This is a genomic window from Paracoccus sp. S3-43 (assembly GCF_029027965.1).
In the GTDB taxonomy this organism is placed as follows: domain Bacteria; phylum Pseudomonadota; class Alphaproteobacteria; order Rhodobacterales; family Rhodobacteraceae; genus Paracoccus.
In genome coordinates this window covers 2,158,004-2,176,891 of sequence record NZ_CP119082.1, presented here as the reverse complement: position 1 = coordinate 2,176,891, position 18,888 = coordinate 2,158,004, and the positions used below count along the sequence as shown (strand labels likewise).

Below are 18,888 nucleotides of genomic sequence, written 5' to 3'. Positions count from 1 at the left end.
GCTTGCCCCGCGATAGACGGCGATAGGTCAAGATTAAATTCTCTTTTTATTTCAGGGTTTTATGGAGGGTTCTGGGGGGCTATCGGCAGCGTTCGGGTAGGCCCGAATTATTCCCACTCAATGGTGCCCGGCGGCTTCGAGGTGATGTCATAGGTGCAGCGGTTGATGCCCTTGACCTCGTTGATGATCCGGGTCGCCGTCTCGCCCAGGAAGTCGTGGCTGAAGGGATAGTAGTCCGCCGTCATGCCGTCCACGGACGTGACCGCCCGCAGCGCGCAGGCGAAATCATAGGTGCGCCCGTCGCCCATCACGCCCACGGTGCGCACCGGCAGGATTGCCACGAAGGCCTGCCAGATCTCGTCGTAGAGTCCGTGCTTGCGGATCTGGTCGATGAAGACCGCGTCGGCCTTGCGCAGGATCTCCAGCTTCTCGCGCGTGATCTCTCCGGGACAGCGGATCGCCAGGCCGGGGCCGGGGAAGGGGTGGCGGCCGATGAATTTTTCCGGCAGCCCAAGCTCGCGGCCCAAGGCGCGGACCTCGTCCTTGAACAGTTCGCGCAGTGGCTCGACCAGCTTCAGGCCCATCTTCTCGGGCAGGCCGCCGACATTGTGGTGGCTCTTGATCGTGACCGAGGGTCCGCCGCTGAAGCTGACCGACTCGATCACGTCGGGATAGAGCGTGCCTTGCGCCAGGAATTCCGCGCCCTCGATGCCGTTGGCGTAACGCTGGAACACGTCGATGAACAGGCGGCCGATGGTCTTGCGCTTGATCTCGGGATCGGACACGCCTTCCAGCGCGCCCAGGAACAGGTCGGATTCGTCGGCATGGATCAGCGGGATGTTGTAGGTGTCGCGGAACATGGTCACGACTTCCTCGGCCTCGTTCAGCCGCAGCAGCCCGTGGTCGACGAAGACGCAGGTCAGCTGGTCGCCGATCGCCTCGTGGATCAGCACCGCCGCGACGGAACTGTCGACGCCCCCCGACAGCCCGCAGATCACCTTGCGGTCGCCGACCTGTTCGCGGATCTTGCGGATCGCCTCGTCCCGGTATCCGGCCATGGTCCAGTCGCCGGTGAAGCCCGCCAGCCGGACGAAGTTTTCCAGCATCCGGCGGCCGCCCGGCGTGTGATGCACCTCGGGGTGGAACTGGACGGCATAGAAATGCCGCGCCTCGTCCGCGATCATCGCAAAGGGCGCGCCCTGCGAGGTGCCGATGACCTGGAAACCCGGCGCCAGGGCGGTCACGCGGTCGCCATGGCTCATCCAGACTTCCTCGCGTCCCGCCTGGAACAGGCCCGCGAAGATGCCGTCGCCCCGGTGGCCCTCGGCCGGGGCGATGAAGGCGCGGCCGTATTCGGCGTGGTGCCCGGCCTCGACCGCGCCGCCCAGCTGCTCCATCATCACCTGCTGGCCATAGCAGATCCCGAAGACCGGCACGCCCAGCTCGAACACCGCCTGCGGGGCGCGCGGGCTGCCCGCGCGGGTCACGCTGTCCGGCCCGCCCGACAGGATCACCGCCTGCGGGTTCAACCCGCGCAGGATGTCGTCGGTCAGCAGGTTATAGGGGTGGATTTCGCAAAAGACGTTCAGTTCCCGCAGGCGGCGCGCGATCAGCTGCGTGACCTGGGATCCGAAGTCGATGATGAGAAGGCGCTGATGCTGGGTCATGGATGCGCTTTAAGCGCGCCCATGCCGCCGCGCAAGGGATTCGGGCGCCGGAACCGGCCCGGTCGGGACCGCGTTTCGGGCCGAACATCTAAGGTCATCCGATGCCCGCCCTTCGTGCCCTTGCCGCCGCTGCGATCAGCCTGTCCGGTCTTGCCGCCTGCCAGCAGGGCATCGTCGCCGCCCTGCCGTGGCAGACCCCGACCGTGCCCCCGGCCGAGGAGGCGCTGGCCGCGCAATGCGCGGGCGATGCCGAGATCGCCGCGCGGATCGACGCCGCCGTCAATGACGCCCGCCAGGGCCGGGGCAAGACCCCGCTGGCGGGCGCGCCGCTGCTGGCGCAGGTCGCGCAGAGCCATGCCTGCGACATGGCCCGGACGGGGCGCGTCGATGTCGAGGGCTCGAACGGATCCAGCGTCGTGGACCGGGCGCGGGCGGTCCGATACCCGGTCTGCGGGGTGGCGCAGCTTGTCGGGCGCGGCGGCGGCCCGGCGGATGCGGTCGCCCGCTGGATCGGGCAGGAGGCGCAGCGGACCGAATTGCTGGGCCAGTCCAGCCGGCAAGTCGGCAGCGGCTATGCGACCGGGGTGGATGGCGTGGCCTATTACAGCGTGGTGCTGGGGGACGACTGCGGCTGATCCTTCGCGCAGGGAGAAGGGGGCTGACTGCCCCCCCCGATCGCCGTTCCGGCGATCTCCCCCCGTGGATATTTGGATCAAGGCAAAGCGCGCGGCCGCTATCTTTCGGGCACCAACCCGCGCGGGGCGAAGCGCAGCACCAGAAGCAGGACCAGGCCCATGGCGATGAAGCGCATATGGGCGGCGCTGTCCAGAAGATGCGCCTTGATGTCGCCGTCCGGCAGGGGGCCGACCAGCAGGCCGATCAGGCCGGGGCCCCAGACCTCGACCTTGATCCACAGGAACCAGATCAGCACGGCGCCCAGCACCGCGCCCCAGTTGTTGCCCGAACCGCCGACGATCACCATCACCCAGATCAGGAAGGTATAGCGCAGCGGGTTGTAGCTGTTGGGCGCCATCAGCCCGTCCAGCGTGATCATCATCGCCCCGGCGATGCCGATCACCGCCGAACCCAGCACGAAGACTTGCAGGTGGCGGGCGGTCACGTCCTTGCCCATCGCCTCGGCGGCGGTTTCGTTGTCGCGGATCGCGCGCATCATCCGACCCCAGGGGGATTTCAGCGCCAGTTCCGCCAGCAGGATGATCGCCAGCAGAACCACCAGGAACAGCGACAGGTAGCACAGCTTGACCCAGATGCCCGACGCCTCGGCCACGCCGAAGCCCCAGCGGGCGGCGACGTCCTGAAAGGCCGGGTTCTGCTGCAGGTCGGTTTCATAAGGCACGGGGCGCGGGATGGCTGCGATGTTCTTGACGCCGCGCGCCAGCCAGTCCTCGTTCCGCAGGACGGCCACGATGATCTCGCCGATGCCCAGTGTCGCGATGGCAAGATAGTCCGAGCGAAGCCCAAGCGCGACCTTGCCCACGGCCCAGGCGGCAGCGGCGGCGAAGGCGCCGCCCACCAGCCAGGACAGCAGGATCGGCAGGCCCAGCCCGCCGATATTGCCGGTCCGGGCGCTATCATTCGCCTCGATGGCGGTGACGGCGGGGTCGAACAGCCAGCGATAGGCGACAAAGCCCGCGACCAGCACAAGCGCCACCGTCCAGGCGCGGCGCGTGCGGGCATAGGCGATGCGCGCCAGGGCCAGCGTGCCAAGGCCCACCAGCAGCGCCCCGATCAGGCGCGGCCCGCCTGCAGACCAGGCGCCCTGAACCGGGGGCAGGGAGACCAGCACCGGAGCCAGCCCGCCGATTGCCAGAAAGCCCACGACGCCCGTGTTGAACAACCCCGCATAGCCCCATTGCATGTTCACCCCAAGCGCGGTGATGGCCGAGATCAGGCCCATGTTCAGGATCGCCAGCGCCGTGTTCCACGACCCCGAGAACATGCCGTTCCTGACCGTGCCCTCCAGCACGAACAGGATGGCGAGGACCGCGAACAGGACGGGCGCGCGCCAGGGGCTGGCTTGGGCGGCTTGACGGTTGGACGACATGGCAGACCCCCCTTAGATCGACTTGCCGCGGAACAGCCCGGTCGGGCGGAACAGCAGCACCACGATGAGGATGACGAAGCTGACGGCGAACTTGTATTCGGTGCCCAGCAGTTGCAGCAGCCCGCCCGGCCGCCAGTCCGGGAACAGATAGCCCGCGACCTTCACCCAGGGGTAAGTCACCGCGACTTCGGAAAAAGCCACCAGGAAGCCGCCCGCGATGGCGCCGATGGGGCTGCCCAGGCCCCCCACGATGGCTGCGGCGAAGATCGGCAGCAGGATTTGGAAATAGTTGAAGGGCCGGAAGGACTTGTCCAGGCCATAGAGCACGCCCGCGATGGTCATCAGGGCTGCGGCGATGATCCAGGTCATGCGCACGACCCTTTCCGGGTCGATGCCCGACAGCAGGGCCAGATCTTCGTTGTCGGAATAGGCGCGCATCGCCTTGCCCGACTTGGTGCGGTTCAGGAACCAGAACAGCGCCACGCAGACGATCACGGTCACGACCAGCGTCAGCGCCTGGGTGGACCGCAGGGCCAGCCCCTCGGCCAAACCGGTCCAGTTGCGGAAGTCGCGCACGTTGATGATGAAGCGCGCGCCGTCGTCGAAGCGCTGTTCATCGACGCCGATCAGCAGGCGCGTCAGCCCGTTCATCACGAACATCACGCCCACCGAGGCCATGACGAAGATGATCGGCACGGCCCGCTGTGCCCGGTAGAAACGATAGACCGCGCGGTCGGTGGCAAGCACCAGAACCGCCGTCGCGGCGATCCCCACGGGCAGCGCCAGCAGCGCCGTGGGCAGCGGCCCCAGCGACACGCCAAGTGCCTGCAACCCCCAGGTCACCAGGATGGTGACGGCGGTGCCGAAAGCCATTGTGTCACCATGGGCGAAGTTTGAAAACCGCAGGATGCCATAGATCAGCGTCACCCCCAGTGCGCCAAGCGCAAGCTGCGCGCCATAGGCGGCGGCGGGAATGAAGACGAAGTTCAGGAAAGCCACAAGGGCGTTGAGGATGTCCAAGTTCAGCCCCCCAGGAAGGTGCGGCGGACTTCCGGGTCGGCCAGCAGGGCCTCTCCGGTGTCGGTGTATCGGTTGGCGCCTTGGACCAGGACATAGCCGATGTCGGCGATCTCCAGCGCCTGGCGGGCGTTCTGTTCGACCATCAGGATGGAAATGCCGGTGCGCGCGACCTCGATGATGCGGTCGAACAGCTCGTCCATGACAATCGGGCTGACGCCTGCGGTCGGCTCGTCCAGCATCAGAAGCTGCGGACGCGTCATCAGCGCGCGGCCCACGGCGACCTGCTGGCGCTGCCCGCCCGACAACTCGCCCGCCGCCTGCCTGCGCTTTTCGGCCACGGCGGGGAACAGGTCGTACACCTGGGCCATGGTCTGGCGGAAATCGTCGTCGCGGATATAGGCGCCCATTTCCAGGTTCTCCTCGACCGTCATGGTCGGGAAGATGTTGTGGGTCTGGGGCACGAAGCCCATGCCCTTGCGGACACGGCTCTGGGGCGACAAGGCGGTGATGTCCTCTCCGCCCAGGGTCACATGGCCTTCGCGGAGCGGCAGCATCCCGAAGACGGCCTTCATGGCGGTGGACTTGCCCGCGCCGTTCGGGCCGACGATCACGGCGATCTGGCCCTTTTCCACGGTCAGGGTGCAGCCTTGCAGGATGTCGGCCTTGCCGTATCCGCCGCGCATCGCCTGCGCCGACAGGAAGGGCTGTGCGCCCTGCGATTGCGATTGAGACTGCATCACAGCGCCCCCCCTGCGGCCTTGACCTTGTTCTTCAGGCCGGTGCCCAGATAGGCTTCGATCACGTCCTCGTTCTGCATGATGTGGTCGGCGGGGCCTTGCGCCAGAACCTTGCCCGCCGCCATCACGATCACCGGGTCGCACAGGCGGCCGATGAAATCCATGTCGTGTTCGATCACGCAGAAGGTATAGCCGCGTTCGCGGTTCAGCCGCACGATGGCGTCGCCGATGGTGCCCAGCAGGGTGCGGTTCACGCCCGCGCCGACCTCGTCCAGGAACACCACCTTCGCGTCGACCATCATCGTGCGGCCCAGTTCCAGCAGCTTCTTCTGCCCGCCCGACAGGTTGCCGGCCTTTTCATGGGTCAGGTGGCGGATGGTGAGGAAGTCCAGAACCTCGTCGGCTTGTCTGCGCAGCGCGGCTTCCTCGCGTTCGATGCGGGCGCGTTGCAGCCAGGTCTTCCAGATCGTCTCGCCCGACTGGCCGCCGGGCACCATCATCAGGTTTTCCCGCACCGTCATCGAGGAAAATTCATGCGCCAGCTGGAAGGTGCGCAGCAGCCCCTTGTGGAACAACTGGTGCGGCGGCAGGCCGGTGATGTCCTCGCCATCCATGAAGACGCGGCCCGATGTGGGCGGCAGCACGCCCGCGATCACGTTGAACAGCGTGGACTTGCCCGCCCCGTTCGGGCCGATCAGGCCGGTGATGGATCCCGTCTCGATCGTCACGCTGGCGCCATCGACGGCCCGGAAGCCGCCGAAATGCCGGTGGAGGTCTTCGACCCTTATCATTCTTGTTACCCCGTCTTCACGCCATTGGTGAAGTGTGACCGCATTCAGCGGCTTTTGTCATGAAAAATGGCCCGGCAACCGAAAAGGCTGCCGGGCCGTATCATGTCCCGCGCCTCAGCGATAGCCGACGACTTCCATCTTGCCGTCCGTGATGGCGATCTGGCGATAGACCCCGGCGGATTCGCCTTCGCCCACCAGTTCGACGGCGGTGGCGCCGACATAATCGACATCGCCGCCGTCCTTCAGGATTTGCAGCGCCTTGCCCAGCTCGCCCGGCAGGATCTTTTCGCCCGGCGCGTTGGCCACGTCCATCACCTTGTCCTTGTAGGTGGCGGGATCGCTGCTGCCGGCGGCGGCCATGGACAGCAGGATCAGCGCGGCGGCGTCATAGGATTCGCCCGCATAGGTGGCGGTGCCGTCGAAACCGGCGGCCTTGGCCAGTTCCACGAACGTGTCGCGGCCTTCGCCCTCTGCCGCCGGGTTCTGGCCGAAGCTGCCCTCGATCTCGGACCCGAAATTGTTGACCAGGGTGTCGTTGACCATGCCGTCGGGGAAGACGAAGGTCTCGAACGCGCCGCTGTCCAGGGCGCCGCGCACGATGCCCGACCCGCCCTGATCGACATAGCCCGCCACGACCAGGGCATCGCCCCCGGCGGCGGCCAGGGCCGCGACCTCGGCCGAATAGTCGGCCTTGCCGTCGTCATGGGCGGAATTGACGGTCACGGTGCCGCCCTTGGCCGTGAAGGCCGCCGCGAAGCTGTCGGCCAGGCCCTTGCCATAGTCGTTGTTGGTATAGGTGACGGCGACCGACTTGATGCCCTTTTCCAGGATGATGTCGGCCATCACCTCGCCCTGGCGCGCGTCCGACGGCGAGGTGCGGAAGAACAGCCCGTTATCGGCCATGGTCGACAGCGCCGGAGAGGTCGCGGAAGGCGAGATCATCACCACGCCGTTCGGCACCGCCACGTTCTGCAACGAGGCGATGGTTTCGCCCGAACACATGCCGCCGATGATGCCGTGCACCTTCTCGGCGGTGATCAGGCGTTCGACGGTCGCGCTGGCGGCGGCGGCGTCGATGCAGGTGGAATCGCCCTGCACCACGGTCACGGTCGATCCGTCCAGCAGCAGCCCGCTGTCCGTCACCTCTTTCGCGGCCAGCGTGACGCCGTTCTGCATCGGCGGCGCCATGGTTTCCAGCGGTCCGGTGAACCCGAACGAGGTGCCCAGCTTGACATCCTCGGCGCTTGCGGCACCGGCCAGCAACGCCGCTGCAGCGGTGGCCAGAAGAAGTTTTTTCATGTGATTGTCTCCCAGTTGGAACAATGTCCTGCCAGACAGGTTAGAAGCGCCTTGCCTAAAAGAAAAGCGGGATATCGCCAAGAAACCCTGCCTTTTCGGGCCGGTGACGCATGGTCAGCGCCAGCCCAGCCGGTCTTGCCTGCGCCGGAACACCAGGCCGGGCAGGGCGGTCAGCAACCAGCCCAGGGCCAGCCCGATCCCCGCGGCCCAGAACCCCGCAACCGTGACGGGCACGGCGGGGCGGAAGTCGCCCCAGGTGGCCGTCAGCGTCTCCGCGTCGCGCAGGCGGTGAGGCAGCAGCATCCGTTCCAGCGGCCCGGCGATGCGCAGCATCTGCAAATCCGCGCGCGCCCGGTCCAGGCGGGCAAAGACATCGCGCATGTTCGATTGATGCGCATCACGGAAGGCGCTGCCGGACAGGTCGGTCAGGGCCTGATCGCGCGACAGGCCAGCGGCTTGGGCGCTGGCGTCGAATTCGGCGGCGACGCGGGACAGGGCATCGACCTGCCCGCCCAGTCGCTGCACATACTGGTCGGAAAAGGCCGGGAACTGCGACAGGACGACCGCGCAGCAGACCGCCACCGCCAGCCGCAGGAACCCGATCACCTGTCCTGCGCCTTGTTGAGGCCCAGCACCGGCGCATAGACCTGTTCCAGCCGGGCGATGGCGTCCTTGGGCGACATCTCCTCGGTCTCGCCGGTGCGGCGGCTGGTCAGCTCGACCTTGTTTGCCGCCAGGCCGCGCGGCCCGACGGTGATGCGCCAGGGCAGGCCGATCAGGTCCATCGTGGCGAATTTCGCCCCCGCCCGGTCGTCGCGGTCGTCATAGAGCGGATCCAGCCCCCGCGCCTGCAATTCCGCATAGATCGCGTCGCAGGCGCTGTCGGTGGAGTTGTCCCCCTGCTTCAGGTTGACGATGCCGACATGGAACGGGGTCACGCCCTCGGGCCAGATGATGCCCTTGTCGTCGTGGCTGGCCTCGATGATGGCGCCCAGCAGGCGCGAGACGCCGATGCCGTGGCTGCCCATATGCACCGGCACCCGCTGCGCGTCGGGACCGACGACCGTGGCCCCCATCGGCTCGGAATACTTGGTGCCGAAATAGAAGATCTGGCCGACCTCGATCCCGCGCGCGCTGCGGCGGCGTTCCTCGGGGACTTGCGCGAAGACCGCCTCGTCATGGGTCTCATCGGTGCGGGCGTAACGGCTGGTGAACTCCTCCAGCACGGCCCGGCACTCTTCCACGCTGTCATAGTCGATCTGCCGGTCGCCGAAGGTCAGGTCGGTGATCTGGCTGTCATAGAAGACCTCGGATTCGCCGGTTTCCGCCAGCACCAGGAATTCATGGGTATCCTCGCCGCCGATGGGGCCAGAATCGGCTCGCATCGGAATGGCCTGCAAGCCCATCCGTTCATAGGTCCGCAGATAGCTGACCAGATGCCGGTTATAGGCGTGCAGCGCGGCCTCGCGCGTCAGGTCGAAGTTGTAGCCGTCCTTCATCAGGAACTCGCGCCCCCGCATCACGCCGAAGCGGGGGCGGATCTCGTCGCGGAACTTCCACTGGATCTGGTACAGCGTCAGCGGCAGATCCTTGTAGCTGTTCACATGGGCGCGGAAGATGTCGGTGACGACCTCCTCGTTCGTGGGGCCATACAGCATGTCGCGCTTGTGGCGGTCGGTGATGCGCAGCATCTCGTCGCCGTAATCGTCATAGCGGCCGCTTTCGCGCCACAGGTCGGCCGACTGGATGGTCGGCATCAGCACCGGGATATGGCCTGCGCGCTGCTGTTCCTCGTGGACGATCTGCTGGATGCGGTTCAGCACCCGCAGCCCCAGCGGCAGCCAGGAATAGATCCCCGCCGACTGCTGCTTGATCATGCCCGCGCGCAGCATCAGCCGATGGCTGACGATCTGAGCCTCTTTCGGGTCTTCCTTCAGCACCGGCAGGAAATAGCGCGACAGACGCATGGCGGGATACCTTCCTTCTTTTATCGCCTCGTGTATGGCAAAGGGGGCGGGCGGGGCAAGATGGCTGATCGACGCTTCCGCCCCGGCCGGGTTTCGCATGAAAGGGAATGTCCGATGTCCATACCAGTCTTCACGCGCGGCTGGACGCCACGCCACGATTGCGCGGTCATCGTCGCCTGCGATGGCAACTATCTGCCCTATGCGTCTGTCGTGGCGCTGCAACTGGCGGCACGCGCGCCGGCCTGCGACATCCTGATCGGTTCGCCCGAGCCGCTGGACCTGCCGCATGTCCTGTCGGCCGCGAATATCGGCCATGTCGCCGCCCGCCTGCCGCTGATCGAGGACGCGCTGCCGCTGGACGACAGGCGCAGCCTTGCGGCCTATATGAGCCTGTTCCTGGCCTCGGCCATGGCCGGGATCTACCGGCGCATCCTGGTTCTGGACGCCGACATCCTTCACGAACGCGGCGACCCCGCCCGGCTGATGGCCGCCGACATGCGCGGCCGCGCGGTCGCCGCCGTGCGCGACAATCGCCAATGGCGCAATCCGGCCAAGCGCGCGCCCGAGTTCCGTCGCCTCGGCTGGGCCGCGGCCCCCTATTTCAATTCCGGCGTGGTCATGATCGACATCGCGGCCTGGGCCGACCAGGATCTGTCCGGGCGCTGCGCAGCCTTTGCCCGTCGGCACCTTCGGGGTCTGGGTCGCGACCAGGCGCTGCTGAACGGCACCCTGCATGGCGACTGGACCGAGATCAGCCCCTTGTGGAACTGGCAGTTCACCTGGGCATCGAGCCTGCTGGCCGGCGTGGCCGATCCTTGCCTGGTCCATTTCATCGGCCCGGCAAAGCCATGGCTGGACCGTTCGGCGGGGATCGTGCCGATGCGATGGCGGGCGCCCTATGGCGCGGTCCTGGACCGGCACTTTCCCGACGCGCCGCCGGTCGCGCAGGCCGACCTGCGCCACTGGCCGTTGCGCCGCGATCTGGGGCGCAGCCTGCTTCGCCAATGGCGGGCGACCGGTCCGATGATATCCTATCTCAGCCGATTCGCCGACGAATACACGCTGGTCGATCCCCGCGCGGGCGAGGGTTCTTGCAAGTCGCGCCGCGAGGGGTAAGACAGGATCAAACCGGCCCGGAGGCAGGATGCGCATACCGATTTACAAGCAACTGATCTGGTGGGGCGTTGCAGCGGTCACGCTGCTGCTGGCGATGTGGTTGCTGGGGAACGCGATCCTGCCCTTCATCCTGGGGGCGGGCGTCGCCTATCTGCTGGATCCGGTGGCCGACCGGCTGGAACGCGCGGGCCTGTCGCGGGTCATGTCGGTGGTGGTCATCACCGTCATCGCGGTGCTGGCCTTCGCCGCCGTCGTGCTGCTGGTGGTGCCGGTCATGCTGCGCCAGGCGACATCGCTGATCGAGACCGCGCCGGAGATGCTGGAACAGGGCCGCATGTTCCTGTCGAACCGTTTTCCCGAACTGCTGCCCGCCGACGGCAGCATCGGCACCGCGCTGACCGACCTGGGCGCGGGCATGGGCGAACAGATGGGCACGCTGGCCTCGCGCCTGCTGTCGTCGGTGGGCGGCATCATCAGCGCCATAGCGATCCTGGTGATCGTGCCGGTGGTCGCCTTCTATCTGCTGCTGGACTGGGATCACCTGGTCGACCGGGTGGACACCCTGCTGCCGCGCGAGCACGCCCCCACCCTGCGCCGCCTGTCGCGAGAGATCGACGAGGCGCTGTCGGGTTTCGTGCGCGGGCAGGGGCTGGTGATGCTGATCCTGGGCACCTGGTATGCCTTCGGCCTGATGATCGTGGGCCTGCCTTTCGGATTCTTCATCGGCATCATGGCGGCGCTGCTGTCCTTCATCCCCTATGTCGGCGTGCTGATCGGCGGGGCCACCGCCATCGGCGTCGCCCTGTTCAGCTTCTGGGGCGACCCGCTGTGGATCGGGCTTGTCGTGGCGATCTTCGCCCTGGGCCAGATCGTCGAGGGCAATTACCTGCAACCCAAGATCGTCGGCCACCATGTCGGCCTGCATCCGGTCTGGCTGCTGCTGGCGCTGTCGGTCTTCGGGGTGCTGTTCGGCTTCGTCGGCATGGTCATGGCGGTGCCGCTGGCCGCCGCCCTGGGGGTGATCGCCCGGTTCCTGACGCAGCGATACCAGGAAAGCGCGCTGTTCACCGGCCAGGCGCTGCCGCCCGATCCGGGCCAGCCGGTGCTGGTCGAACTGGTCCCCGAAGGCACCGTCGCCAACGCCATCCGCGAGGCGCGCATCAGCGCCGACCAGAACCGCGCCCAGGACCAGATCCAGATGATGCGCGAGGAAATCGCCCGCAGGCATCCCGAAGCCGAATAGATGGGCACGACCTTCCGCCAGTTGACGCTGGACCTGACCACGCCGCCCGCCCATTCGCGCGCCGATTTCCTGCCGGCGCCCGCCAACCGGGCGGCGCTTGCCGCGCTGGACGCGCCGCAGGACTGGCCGCAGGGGCGGATGCTGCTGATCGGCCCGGAAGGCGCGGGCAAGTCGCATCTGGCGGCCTTCTGGGCGGCCGAGAACGGCGCGCGCCGGGTCAAGGCGGTGGCGCTGCGCCCGGACGCCGCCGATGCCCTGGCGGCCGAGGGCGGCGCCCTGGTGGTCGAGGACGCGGACCGCGCGGGCCGGGCGGCGGGGGCCGAACAGACGCTGTTCCACCTGTGGAACCTGTGCGCGCCGCGCGACTGCCTGCTGCTGCTGACGGCGCGCACGCCGCCGCGCGATTGGGGCCTGGTGCTGCCCGACCTGCGGTCCCGCATGGACGCGATGCCCCAGGTCCGGCTGGGGCCCCCCGACGAATCCCTGCTGGCCGCCGTGCTGGTCAAGCTGTTCGCCGACCGCCAGCAGACCGTTCCCGCCGACCTGATCGACTGGCTGGTCCTGCACATGCCGCGCGACCTGGGCCTGGCCCGCCGGCTTGTCGCCGCGATGGACCGCGCCGCGATGGCCGACAAGCGCCCGATCACCCGCCGCATTGCCGCCGACCTGCTGAACGGTCTATCCGAGACCGAGACCTGATTCATCCGCTGAAGGCCAGGACCATGACGCAAGCCGATTTCCTTCGAACACCCTTCCCGGAACCCCAGGATCTGCCCGAGGGCGTGCCCCGGAACGGCGCGCGGTTCTTCAACCGCGAGATCAGCTGGCTGTCCTTCAACTGGCGCGTCCTGGACGAGGCGCGCAATCCCCGCGTGCCGCTGCTGGAACGGCTGCGCTTCGTGTCGATCAGCGCGACCAATCTGGACGAATTCTATACCGTCCGCGTCGCGGGGCTGCGGGAACTGGTGCGCGAGGGCAATGCCACGCCCTCGGACGACGGCCTGACCCCGGCCGAGCAGTTGTCGATGATCAATGCCGACGCCCGCCGCCTGATGGGCGCGCAGCAGGGCGTCTGGAACCGCATCCGCCGGGAAATGGAGGAGGCGGGCATCGTCATCCTGTCCCGGTCCCGCCTGACGCGCGCCGAAGAGGAATTCCTGCACGATTATTTCGAACGCAAGGTGTTCCCGGTCCTGTCGCCCCTGGCCATCGACCCCGCGCACCCGTTCCCCTTCATCCCGAACGCCGGTTTCTCGCTGGCGCTTGAACTGGCCCGCGAGACCGACGGGCGCCAGATGCAGGCGCTGCTGCCGATCCCCGCGCAGCTGGACCGCTTCGTCCCCCTGCCGGGGGGCGAGCGGTTCTTCAAGCTGGAAGACCTGCTGCTGATGCATCTGTCCTCGCTGTTCCCCGGCTATCGCGACGTGGGCCATTGCGCCTTCCGGGTGCTGCGCGACAGCGACCTGGAGGTCGAGGAAGAGGCCGAGGATCTGGTCCGCGAATTCGAGACCGCGCTGAAACGCCGCCGCCGGGGCAGCGTGATCCGGCTGAAGATCACCCGCGGCGCGCCCGACCGCCTGCGCCGCCTGATCATGGAGGAGCTTGAGGTCGGCCCCGACGAGGTGATCGAGGTCGAGGGGCTGCTGGGCGTGGCCGATCTGCGCGAGCTGGTGCTGGATTCGCGCCGCGACCTGCAATGGCCCGCCTTCACGCCGCGCGTTCCCGAACGGGTGCAGGACCATGACGGCGACATGTTCGCCGCCATCAAGCAAAAGGACATGCTGCTGCACCACCCCTATGAAACCTTCGACATGGTGATCCGCTTCCTGGCCCAGGCGGCGCGCGATCCGAACGTGCTGGCGATCAAGCAGACGCTGTATCGCACCAGCCGCGACAGCCCGATCGTCGACGCGCTGTGCGAGGCCGCCGAATCCGGCAAGTCGGTCACGGCCCTGGTGGAACTGAAGGCCCGCTTCGACGAGGCCGCGAACATCCGCCAGTCGCGCCGCCTGGAACGGGCGGGGGCGCATGTCGTCTATGGCTTCGTGAACTACAAGACCCATGCCAAGATCAGCACCGTGGTGCGCCGGGAAGGCGACAACCTGGTCACCTATACCCATTACGGGACCGGCAACTATCACCCGATCACGGCGCGGATCTATACCGACCTGTCGCTGTTCACCTGCGACCCGGCGCTTGGCAGGGATGCGACCAAGGTCTTCAACTACCTGTCGGGCTATGTGCAGCCGGCGGGGCTAGAAAATATTTCCATCTCGCCCATCGACCTCAAGGACCGGCTGATCTCGCTGATCGCCAGAGAGGCCGAACTGGCCCGACAGGGACGTCCCGCCGCGATCTGGGCCAAGATGAATTCGCTGATCGAAAGGGACGTGATCGATGCGCTGTATGCGGCAAGTGCTGCGGGCGTGAAGATCAGCTTGGTGGTGCGCGGCATCTGCGGGATCCGGCCAGGCATCCGCGGGCTGTCGGACAATATCCGCGTGAAATCCATCGTCGGGCGATACCTGGAACATTCGCGGATCGTCTGCTTCGGCAACGGCTACGGCCTGCCGTCGAAGCGAGCGCGGGTCTTCATCAGCTCGGCCGACTGGATGGACCGCAACCTGAACCGCCGTGTCGAAACCCTGGTCGAATGCGTGAACGACACCGTCAAGGCGCAGATCGTCAGCCAGATCATGGCCGCCAACATGGCGGACGAGGCGCAAAGCTGGCTGCTGCAACCCGATGGCCGGTTCGTGCGCTATCTGCCCGAGGGGCGCGACGACCTGTTCAACTGTCACCGTTTCTTCATGGACCACCCGTCACTGTCTGGGCGGGGGACGGCGGGGGCCGGGGACGTTCCGGCATTGACCCATTCGAATGATTGACGCACCCGTCAGGGCGGGTCATTAACAGCGGCGATGCGGGCCAAGCAGGAGAGGCGGCGATGAACGGCGTGCGGACGACGACCGGCAAGAAGGTCGAGCCTTTCGGCAAGATGTTTGCGACCCTGCCCAAGCGCGCCCTGTCGCGCGTGGGCGTGGTCGATGTGGGGTCGAACTCGATCCGGCTGGTGGTCTTCGACGGCGCGGCCCGGTCGCCCGCCTATTTCTATAACGAAAAGATCATGGCCGGGCTGGGGGCCAAGATGGCCCAGACCGGCCGCCTGAACCCCGAAGGCGTCCAGCGCGGCTTTGCCGCCCTGCAACGCTTCGCGGCCCTGGCCCGCGGCATGGACATCGAACCCCTGACCTGCGTCGCCACCGCCGCCGTCCGCGAGGCCGAGGACGGTCCCGAATTCCAGGCCCGCGTCGAACGCGAGACCGGCATCAAGATGTGGGTCATCGACGGCGAGGAGGAGGCCCGCCTGTCCGCCCAGGGCGTGCTGCTGGGCTGGCCCGACGCGCGCGGGCTGGTCTGCGACATCGGCGGCAACTCGATGGAACTGGCCGAGGTCGCGGACGGGCAGGTCGGGCGGCGCGTGTCGTCGCAGCTGGGACCGTTCCGCCTGCAACAGGTGCCCGGCGGCAAGGACGGATTGCGCAAGTATATCCGCAAGGTCGTGACCGAACTGGCCGCCGTCATGGGCACCCATCACGAACGCATCTATCTGGTCGGCGGCAGCTGGCGCGCCATCGCCCGGCTGGACATGGAGCGCGTGTCCTATCCCATGACCGTGCTGCACGAATACCGCATGACGCCCAAGGCGGTGGCCGATACGGTGGCCTGGATCGGCACGCATGACCTGAACGAGTTGCGCAGCCAGGTCGACATCTCGTCCTCTCGGATGGAGCTGGTGCCGCTGGCCTCGCAGGTGCTGCTGCAATTGGCCGAGACCTTCGCGCCCACGGAACTGGCCATCAGCAGCTATGGCATCCGCGAGGGGTTGCTGTATGAGCAGATGCCCGACAGCCTGCGCAAGCGCGACCCGCTGATCGAGGCCGCGCGCTTTACCGAACGCCAGATGGCGCGGATGCCGGGTTCGGGCAAGAAGCTGTATCAGTTCCTGCAACCGCTGTTCCGGAACGTGCCGCCGGAACGCGACCGCCTGATCCACGTGGCCTGCCTGCTGCACGACACAAGCTGGCGCGCCCATCCCGATTACCGGGCCGAGGCCTGCTTCGACAATGTGACCCGCGCCAACATGGCCGCGCTGTCCCACCCCGAGCGCGTCTTCCTGGGCCTGGCGCTGCTGCACCGCTACAAGAACAGCCGCGCGGGTTCGCCCATGGCGCCGCTGTTCAAGCTGCTGGACGAGGGCGAAATCCGCGATGCCGAGGTGCTGGGCAAGGCGATGCGGTTCGGCGCGATGCTGGCGCTGGACGATCCGGCCGATGCGGGCAGCCTGACCTTCGACGCCACGCAACTGCGCCTGCACCTGACGGCCGTCGGCCACAAGCTGATGGGCGAGGTGGCCGAGGCCCGGTTCAAGGCGCTGTGCAGCGCCCTCGAGGTGGAAGGCGTGATCGAGGGCTGATCCCCGGATCACAACTGCCCGCCATCCTCGGGGGAAGGGGCGTCCACGACCACCGCCCCCTCGACATAAATCCCATCGCCCCCCGGTTCCGCGCCATCGCCGGGCCAGCCGTCCGCCTGAGCGTCGCCACCGCTTTCGGGTCCAAGCGCCTTGGCGGGCTGTTGCGCGACCCAGCCATCGGCGCAGAAGGTGCTGCTGGCGCCGCTGCCGCAGGCCCGCGCCGGTTGGGCCAGACCAACGGCAGCCAGGATCAGCGCGGCGACGATACGGATCATGTGATTCCCCTGCGGCATGTCCGATGATCTAGCGCGAAATCCTTCACATCCGGTTAGCGGCCGCCTGCCCGGCCAAACAAAAAGGGCGCCCGCAGGCGCCCTTTCCGTGTCTGCCGCAGGGCAGGGGATGATCACATCATCCCGCCCATGCCGCCCATGTCGGGCATCCCGCCGGCCGCAGCCTTCGGCTCGGGCTTTTCGGCGATCATGGCTTCGGTGGTGATCAGCAGGCCCGCGACCGAGGCCGCGTCCTCCAGGGCGGTGCGAACCACCTTGGCCGGGTCGATCACGCCGAACTTGAACATGTCGCCATATTCTTCGGTCTGGGCGTTGAAGCCGAAGGCCTTGTCGCTGGATTCGCGGACCTTGCCGGCAACCACGGCACCGTCGACACCGGCGTTTTCGGCGATCTGGCGCATCGGCGCTTCCAGGGCGCGGCGCACGATGGCGATGCCGGCTTCCTGATCGCTGTTGGCAGCCGTCAGGCCTTCCAGCGCCTTGCCGCCCTGCACCAGGGCCACGCCGCCGCCGACCACGACGCCTTCCTGCACGGCCGCGCGGGTCGCGTTCAGCGCGTCGTCAACGCGGTCCTTGCGTTCCTTCACTTCGACTTCGGTCATGCCGCCGACGCGGATGACGGCGACGCCGCCGGCCAGCTTGGCCACGCGTTCCTGAAGCTTCTCGCGGTCATAGTCCGAGGTGGTTTCCTCGATCTGCTGACGGATCTGCGAAACGCGGGCCTCGATCTCGGACTTCTCGCCATTGCCGTCGACGATGGTGGTGTTGTCCTTGTTGATCGTGACCTTCTTGGCGCGGCCCAGCATGTCGATGCCGACGTTTTCCAGCTTCATGCCCAGATCTTCGCTGATCACCTGGCCGCCGGTCAGGATCGCGATGTCCTGCAACATCGCCTTGCGGCGATCGCCGAAGCCCGGCGCCTTCACGGCCGCGATCTTCAGGCCGCCGCGCAGCTTGTTGACGACCAGGGTCGCCAAGGCCTCGCCCTCGACATCCTCGGCCACGATCAGCAGCGGCTTGCCCGACTGGATCACGGCTTCCAGCAGCGGCACCATCGGTTGCAGCGAGGACAGTTTCTTCTCGTGCAGCAGGATATAGACGTCTTCCAGATCCGCGATCATCTTGTCGGGATTGGTGACGAAATAGGGCGACAGATAGCCGCGGTCGAACTGCATCCCTTCGACGACTTCGACCTCGGTCTCCATCCCCTTGTTTTCTTCGACGGTGATGACACCCTCGTTGCCGACCTTCTGCATCGCGTCGGCGATGAAACGGCCGATATTGGCTTCGCCGTTGGCCGAAATGGTGCCGACCTGGGCGACTTCGTCGCTGTCGTTCACCGGGCGCGAGGCCTGCTTGATCGCCTCGACGACCTTCGAGGTCGCCAGGTCGATACCGCGCTTCAGATCCATCGGGTTCATGCCGGCGGCGACCGCCTTCATGCCCTCTTTCACGATGGCCTGGGCCAGAACGGTGGCGGTGGTGGTGCCGTCGCCGGCCTCGTCATTGGTGCGCGAGGCCACTTCGCGGACCATCTGGGCGCCCATGTTCTCGAACTTGTCGGCCAGTTCGATCTCCTTGGCGACGGTCACGCCGTCCTTGGTGATGCGCGGGGCGCCGAAGGACTTGTCGATCACGACGTTGCGGCCTTTCGGGCCCAGCGTGACCTTCACGGCGTCGGCCAGGATGTTGACGCCTTTCAGCATCCGGTCGCGGGCGTCCGTGTTGAACTTGACTTCTTTCGCAGCCATGTGAATCTCCTGAATTTATGGGTGAAGGATGCGGATCAGGCGATGACGCCCAGGATGTCGCTTTCCTTCATGATCAGCAGCTCCTCGCCGTCGATCGTGACTTCGGTGCCCGACCATTTGCCGAACAGCACGCGGTCGCCCGCCTTGACGCTGGGCGCGATCAGTTCGCCCGAATCCTTGCGCGCGCCTTCGCCGACCGCGATGATCTCGCCTTCGGCGGGCTTTTCCTTGGCGCTGTCGGGGATGATCAGGCCGCCCTTGGTCTTTTCGTCCGACTGGACGCGACGGACCAGGACGCGGTCGTGCAGCGGTTTGAATGCCATTGTGAACACTCCGTGTTTCAGGTTGCAGTGTTGCGGTGTTGGCACTCACACCGGATGAGTGCCAATGACGCGGATCTAGGCCAGCCGGACGGCGCTGTCAACGCCGCCGCGACGCCAAAATCTTTGGCCGGGCGGCTGG

At 66.9% G+C, this 18,888-nt stretch carries 17 protein-coding genes; 6 read left to right on the top strand and 11 right to left on the bottom strand.

Annotated elements, in window-relative coordinates; genetic code table 11:
* Positions 1-107: 107 nt before the first annotated feature.
* Positions 108-1,667, bottom strand: coding sequence for a glutamine-hydrolyzing GMP synthase (gene guaA, locus PXD02_RS11360; protein WP_275103984.1), 1,560 nt, complete (start codon positions 1,665-1,667; stop codon positions 108-110).
* A 101-nt stretch (positions 1,668-1,768) separates the two neighbouring features.
* Between guaA and PXD02_RS11355 the strand changes: the two genes are divergently transcribed.
* Entirely contained in the window at positions 1,769-2,302 is a 534-nt protein-coding gene (locus tag PXD02_RS11355) for a CAP domain-containing protein (RefSeq protein WP_275103983.1), read from the top strand.
* A 98-nt stretch (positions 2,303-2,400) separates the two neighbouring features.
* On the opposite strand, the gene PXD02_RS11350 is transcribed toward PXD02_RS11355, so the two are convergent.
* The 7 genes from PXD02_RS11350 to proS all read right to left on the bottom strand — a co-directional run bounded on the left by PXD02_RS11350 (position 2,401) and on the right by proS (position 9,546).
* Positions 2,401-3,732 carry a branched-chain amino acid ABC transporter permease gene (locus tag PXD02_RS11350; RefSeq protein ID WP_275103982.1) on the bottom strand — a complete coding sequence of 444 codons (1,332 nt, stop codon included), beginning with the start codon at positions 3,730-3,732 and terminating at the stop codon, positions 2,401-2,403.
* A 12-nt stretch (positions 3,733-3,744) separates the two neighbouring features.
* Positions 3,745-4,752 (bottom strand): branched-chain amino acid ABC transporter permease, encoded by a 1,008-nt coding sequence (locus PXD02_RS11345; RefSeq protein WP_275103981.1) that lies wholly within the window; start codon positions 4,750-4,752, stop codon positions 3,745-3,747.
* A gap of 2 nt (positions 4,753-4,754) precedes the next feature.
* Positions 4,755-5,489: an ABC transporter ATP-binding protein gene (locus PXD02_RS11340; protein WP_275103980.1), complete on the bottom strand. Its 735-nt coding sequence runs from the start codon at positions 5,487-5,489 to the stop codon at positions 4,755-4,757.
* Entirely contained in the window at positions 5,489-6,280 is a 792-nt protein-coding gene (locus tag PXD02_RS11335; RefSeq protein WP_275103979.1) for an ABC transporter ATP-binding protein, read from the bottom strand. Before PXD02_RS11335 ends, PXD02_RS11340 begins: the two co-directional genes overlap by 1 nt.
* 114 nt (positions 6,281-6,394) lie before the next feature.
* Complete coding sequence (locus tag PXD02_RS11330) at positions 6,395-7,579, bottom strand: ABC transporter substrate-binding protein (RefSeq protein WP_275103978.1); 1,185 nt, start codon at positions 7,577-7,579, stop codon at positions 6,395-6,397.
* 114 nt (positions 7,580-7,693) lie between these two features.
* Positions 7,694-8,185 (bottom strand): DUF2937 family protein, encoded by a 492-nt coding sequence (locus PXD02_RS11325; protein ID WP_275103977.1) that lies wholly within the window; start codon positions 8,183-8,185, stop codon positions 7,694-7,696.
* A complete protein-coding gene (proS, locus tag PXD02_RS11320; protein ID WP_275103976.1) occupies positions 8,182-9,546 on the bottom strand; it encodes a proline--tRNA ligase in 1,365 nt (454 codons plus the stop codon). Before proS ends, PXD02_RS11325 begins: the two co-directional genes overlap by 4 nt.
* Positions 9,547-9,660: 114 nt before the next feature.
* Between proS and PXD02_RS11315 the strand changes: the two genes are divergently transcribed.
* From PXD02_RS11315 to PXD02_RS11295, 5 genes are read left to right on the top strand one after another with little or no spacing between them, the layout of a single operon-like run.
* Positions 9,661-10,662, top strand: a complete 1,002-nt coding sequence (locus tag PXD02_RS11315) for a glycosyltransferase family 8 protein (RefSeq protein ID WP_275103975.1) — start codon at positions 9,661-9,663, stop codon at positions 10,660-10,662.
* A 28-nt stretch (positions 10,663-10,690) separates the two neighbouring features.
* On the top strand, positions 10,691-11,905 hold the full coding sequence (locus PXD02_RS11310; RefSeq protein ID WP_275103974.1) for an AI-2E family transporter: 1,215 nt from the start codon (positions 10,691-10,693) through the stop codon (positions 11,903-11,905).
* Positions 11,906-12,604, top strand: coding sequence for a P-loop NTPase family protein (locus PXD02_RS11305; RefSeq protein ID WP_275103973.1), 699 nt, complete (start codon positions 11,906-11,908; stop codon positions 12,602-12,604).
* A 23-nt stretch (positions 12,605-12,627) separates the two neighbouring features.
* On the top strand, positions 12,628-14,793 hold the full coding sequence (locus PXD02_RS11300) for an RNA degradosome polyphosphate kinase (RefSeq protein ID WP_275103972.1): 2,166 nt from the start codon (positions 12,628-12,630) through the stop codon (positions 14,791-14,793).
* A gap of 59 nt (positions 14,794-14,852) precedes the next feature.
* Positions 14,853-16,382, top strand: coding sequence for a Ppx/GppA family phosphatase (locus PXD02_RS11295; protein WP_473092018.1), 1,530 nt, complete (start codon positions 14,853-14,855; stop codon positions 16,380-16,382).
* Between the two features lie 8 nt (positions 16,383-16,390).
* On the opposite strand, the gene PXD02_RS11290 is transcribed toward PXD02_RS11295, so the two are convergent.
* The 3 genes from PXD02_RS11290 to groES all read right to left on the bottom strand — a co-directional run bounded on the left by PXD02_RS11290 (position 16,391) and on the right by groES (position 18,749).
* Positions 16,391-16,657 carry a hypothetical protein gene (locus tag PXD02_RS11290; RefSeq protein ID WP_275103971.1) on the bottom strand — a complete coding sequence of 89 codons (267 nt, stop codon included), beginning with the start codon at positions 16,655-16,657 and terminating at the stop codon, positions 16,391-16,393.
* A 131-nt stretch (positions 16,658-16,788) separates the two neighbouring features.
* A complete protein-coding gene (groL, locus tag PXD02_RS11285; RefSeq protein WP_275103970.1) occupies positions 16,789-18,426 on the bottom strand; it encodes a chaperonin GroEL in 1,638 nt (545 codons plus the stop codon).
* Between the two features lie 35 nt (positions 18,427-18,461).
* On the bottom strand, positions 18,462-18,749 hold the full coding sequence (gene groES / locus PXD02_RS11280) for a co-chaperone GroES (protein ID WP_126155842.1): 288 nt from the start codon (positions 18,747-18,749) through the stop codon (positions 18,462-18,464).
* Positions 18,750-18,888: the final 139 nt, after the last annotated feature.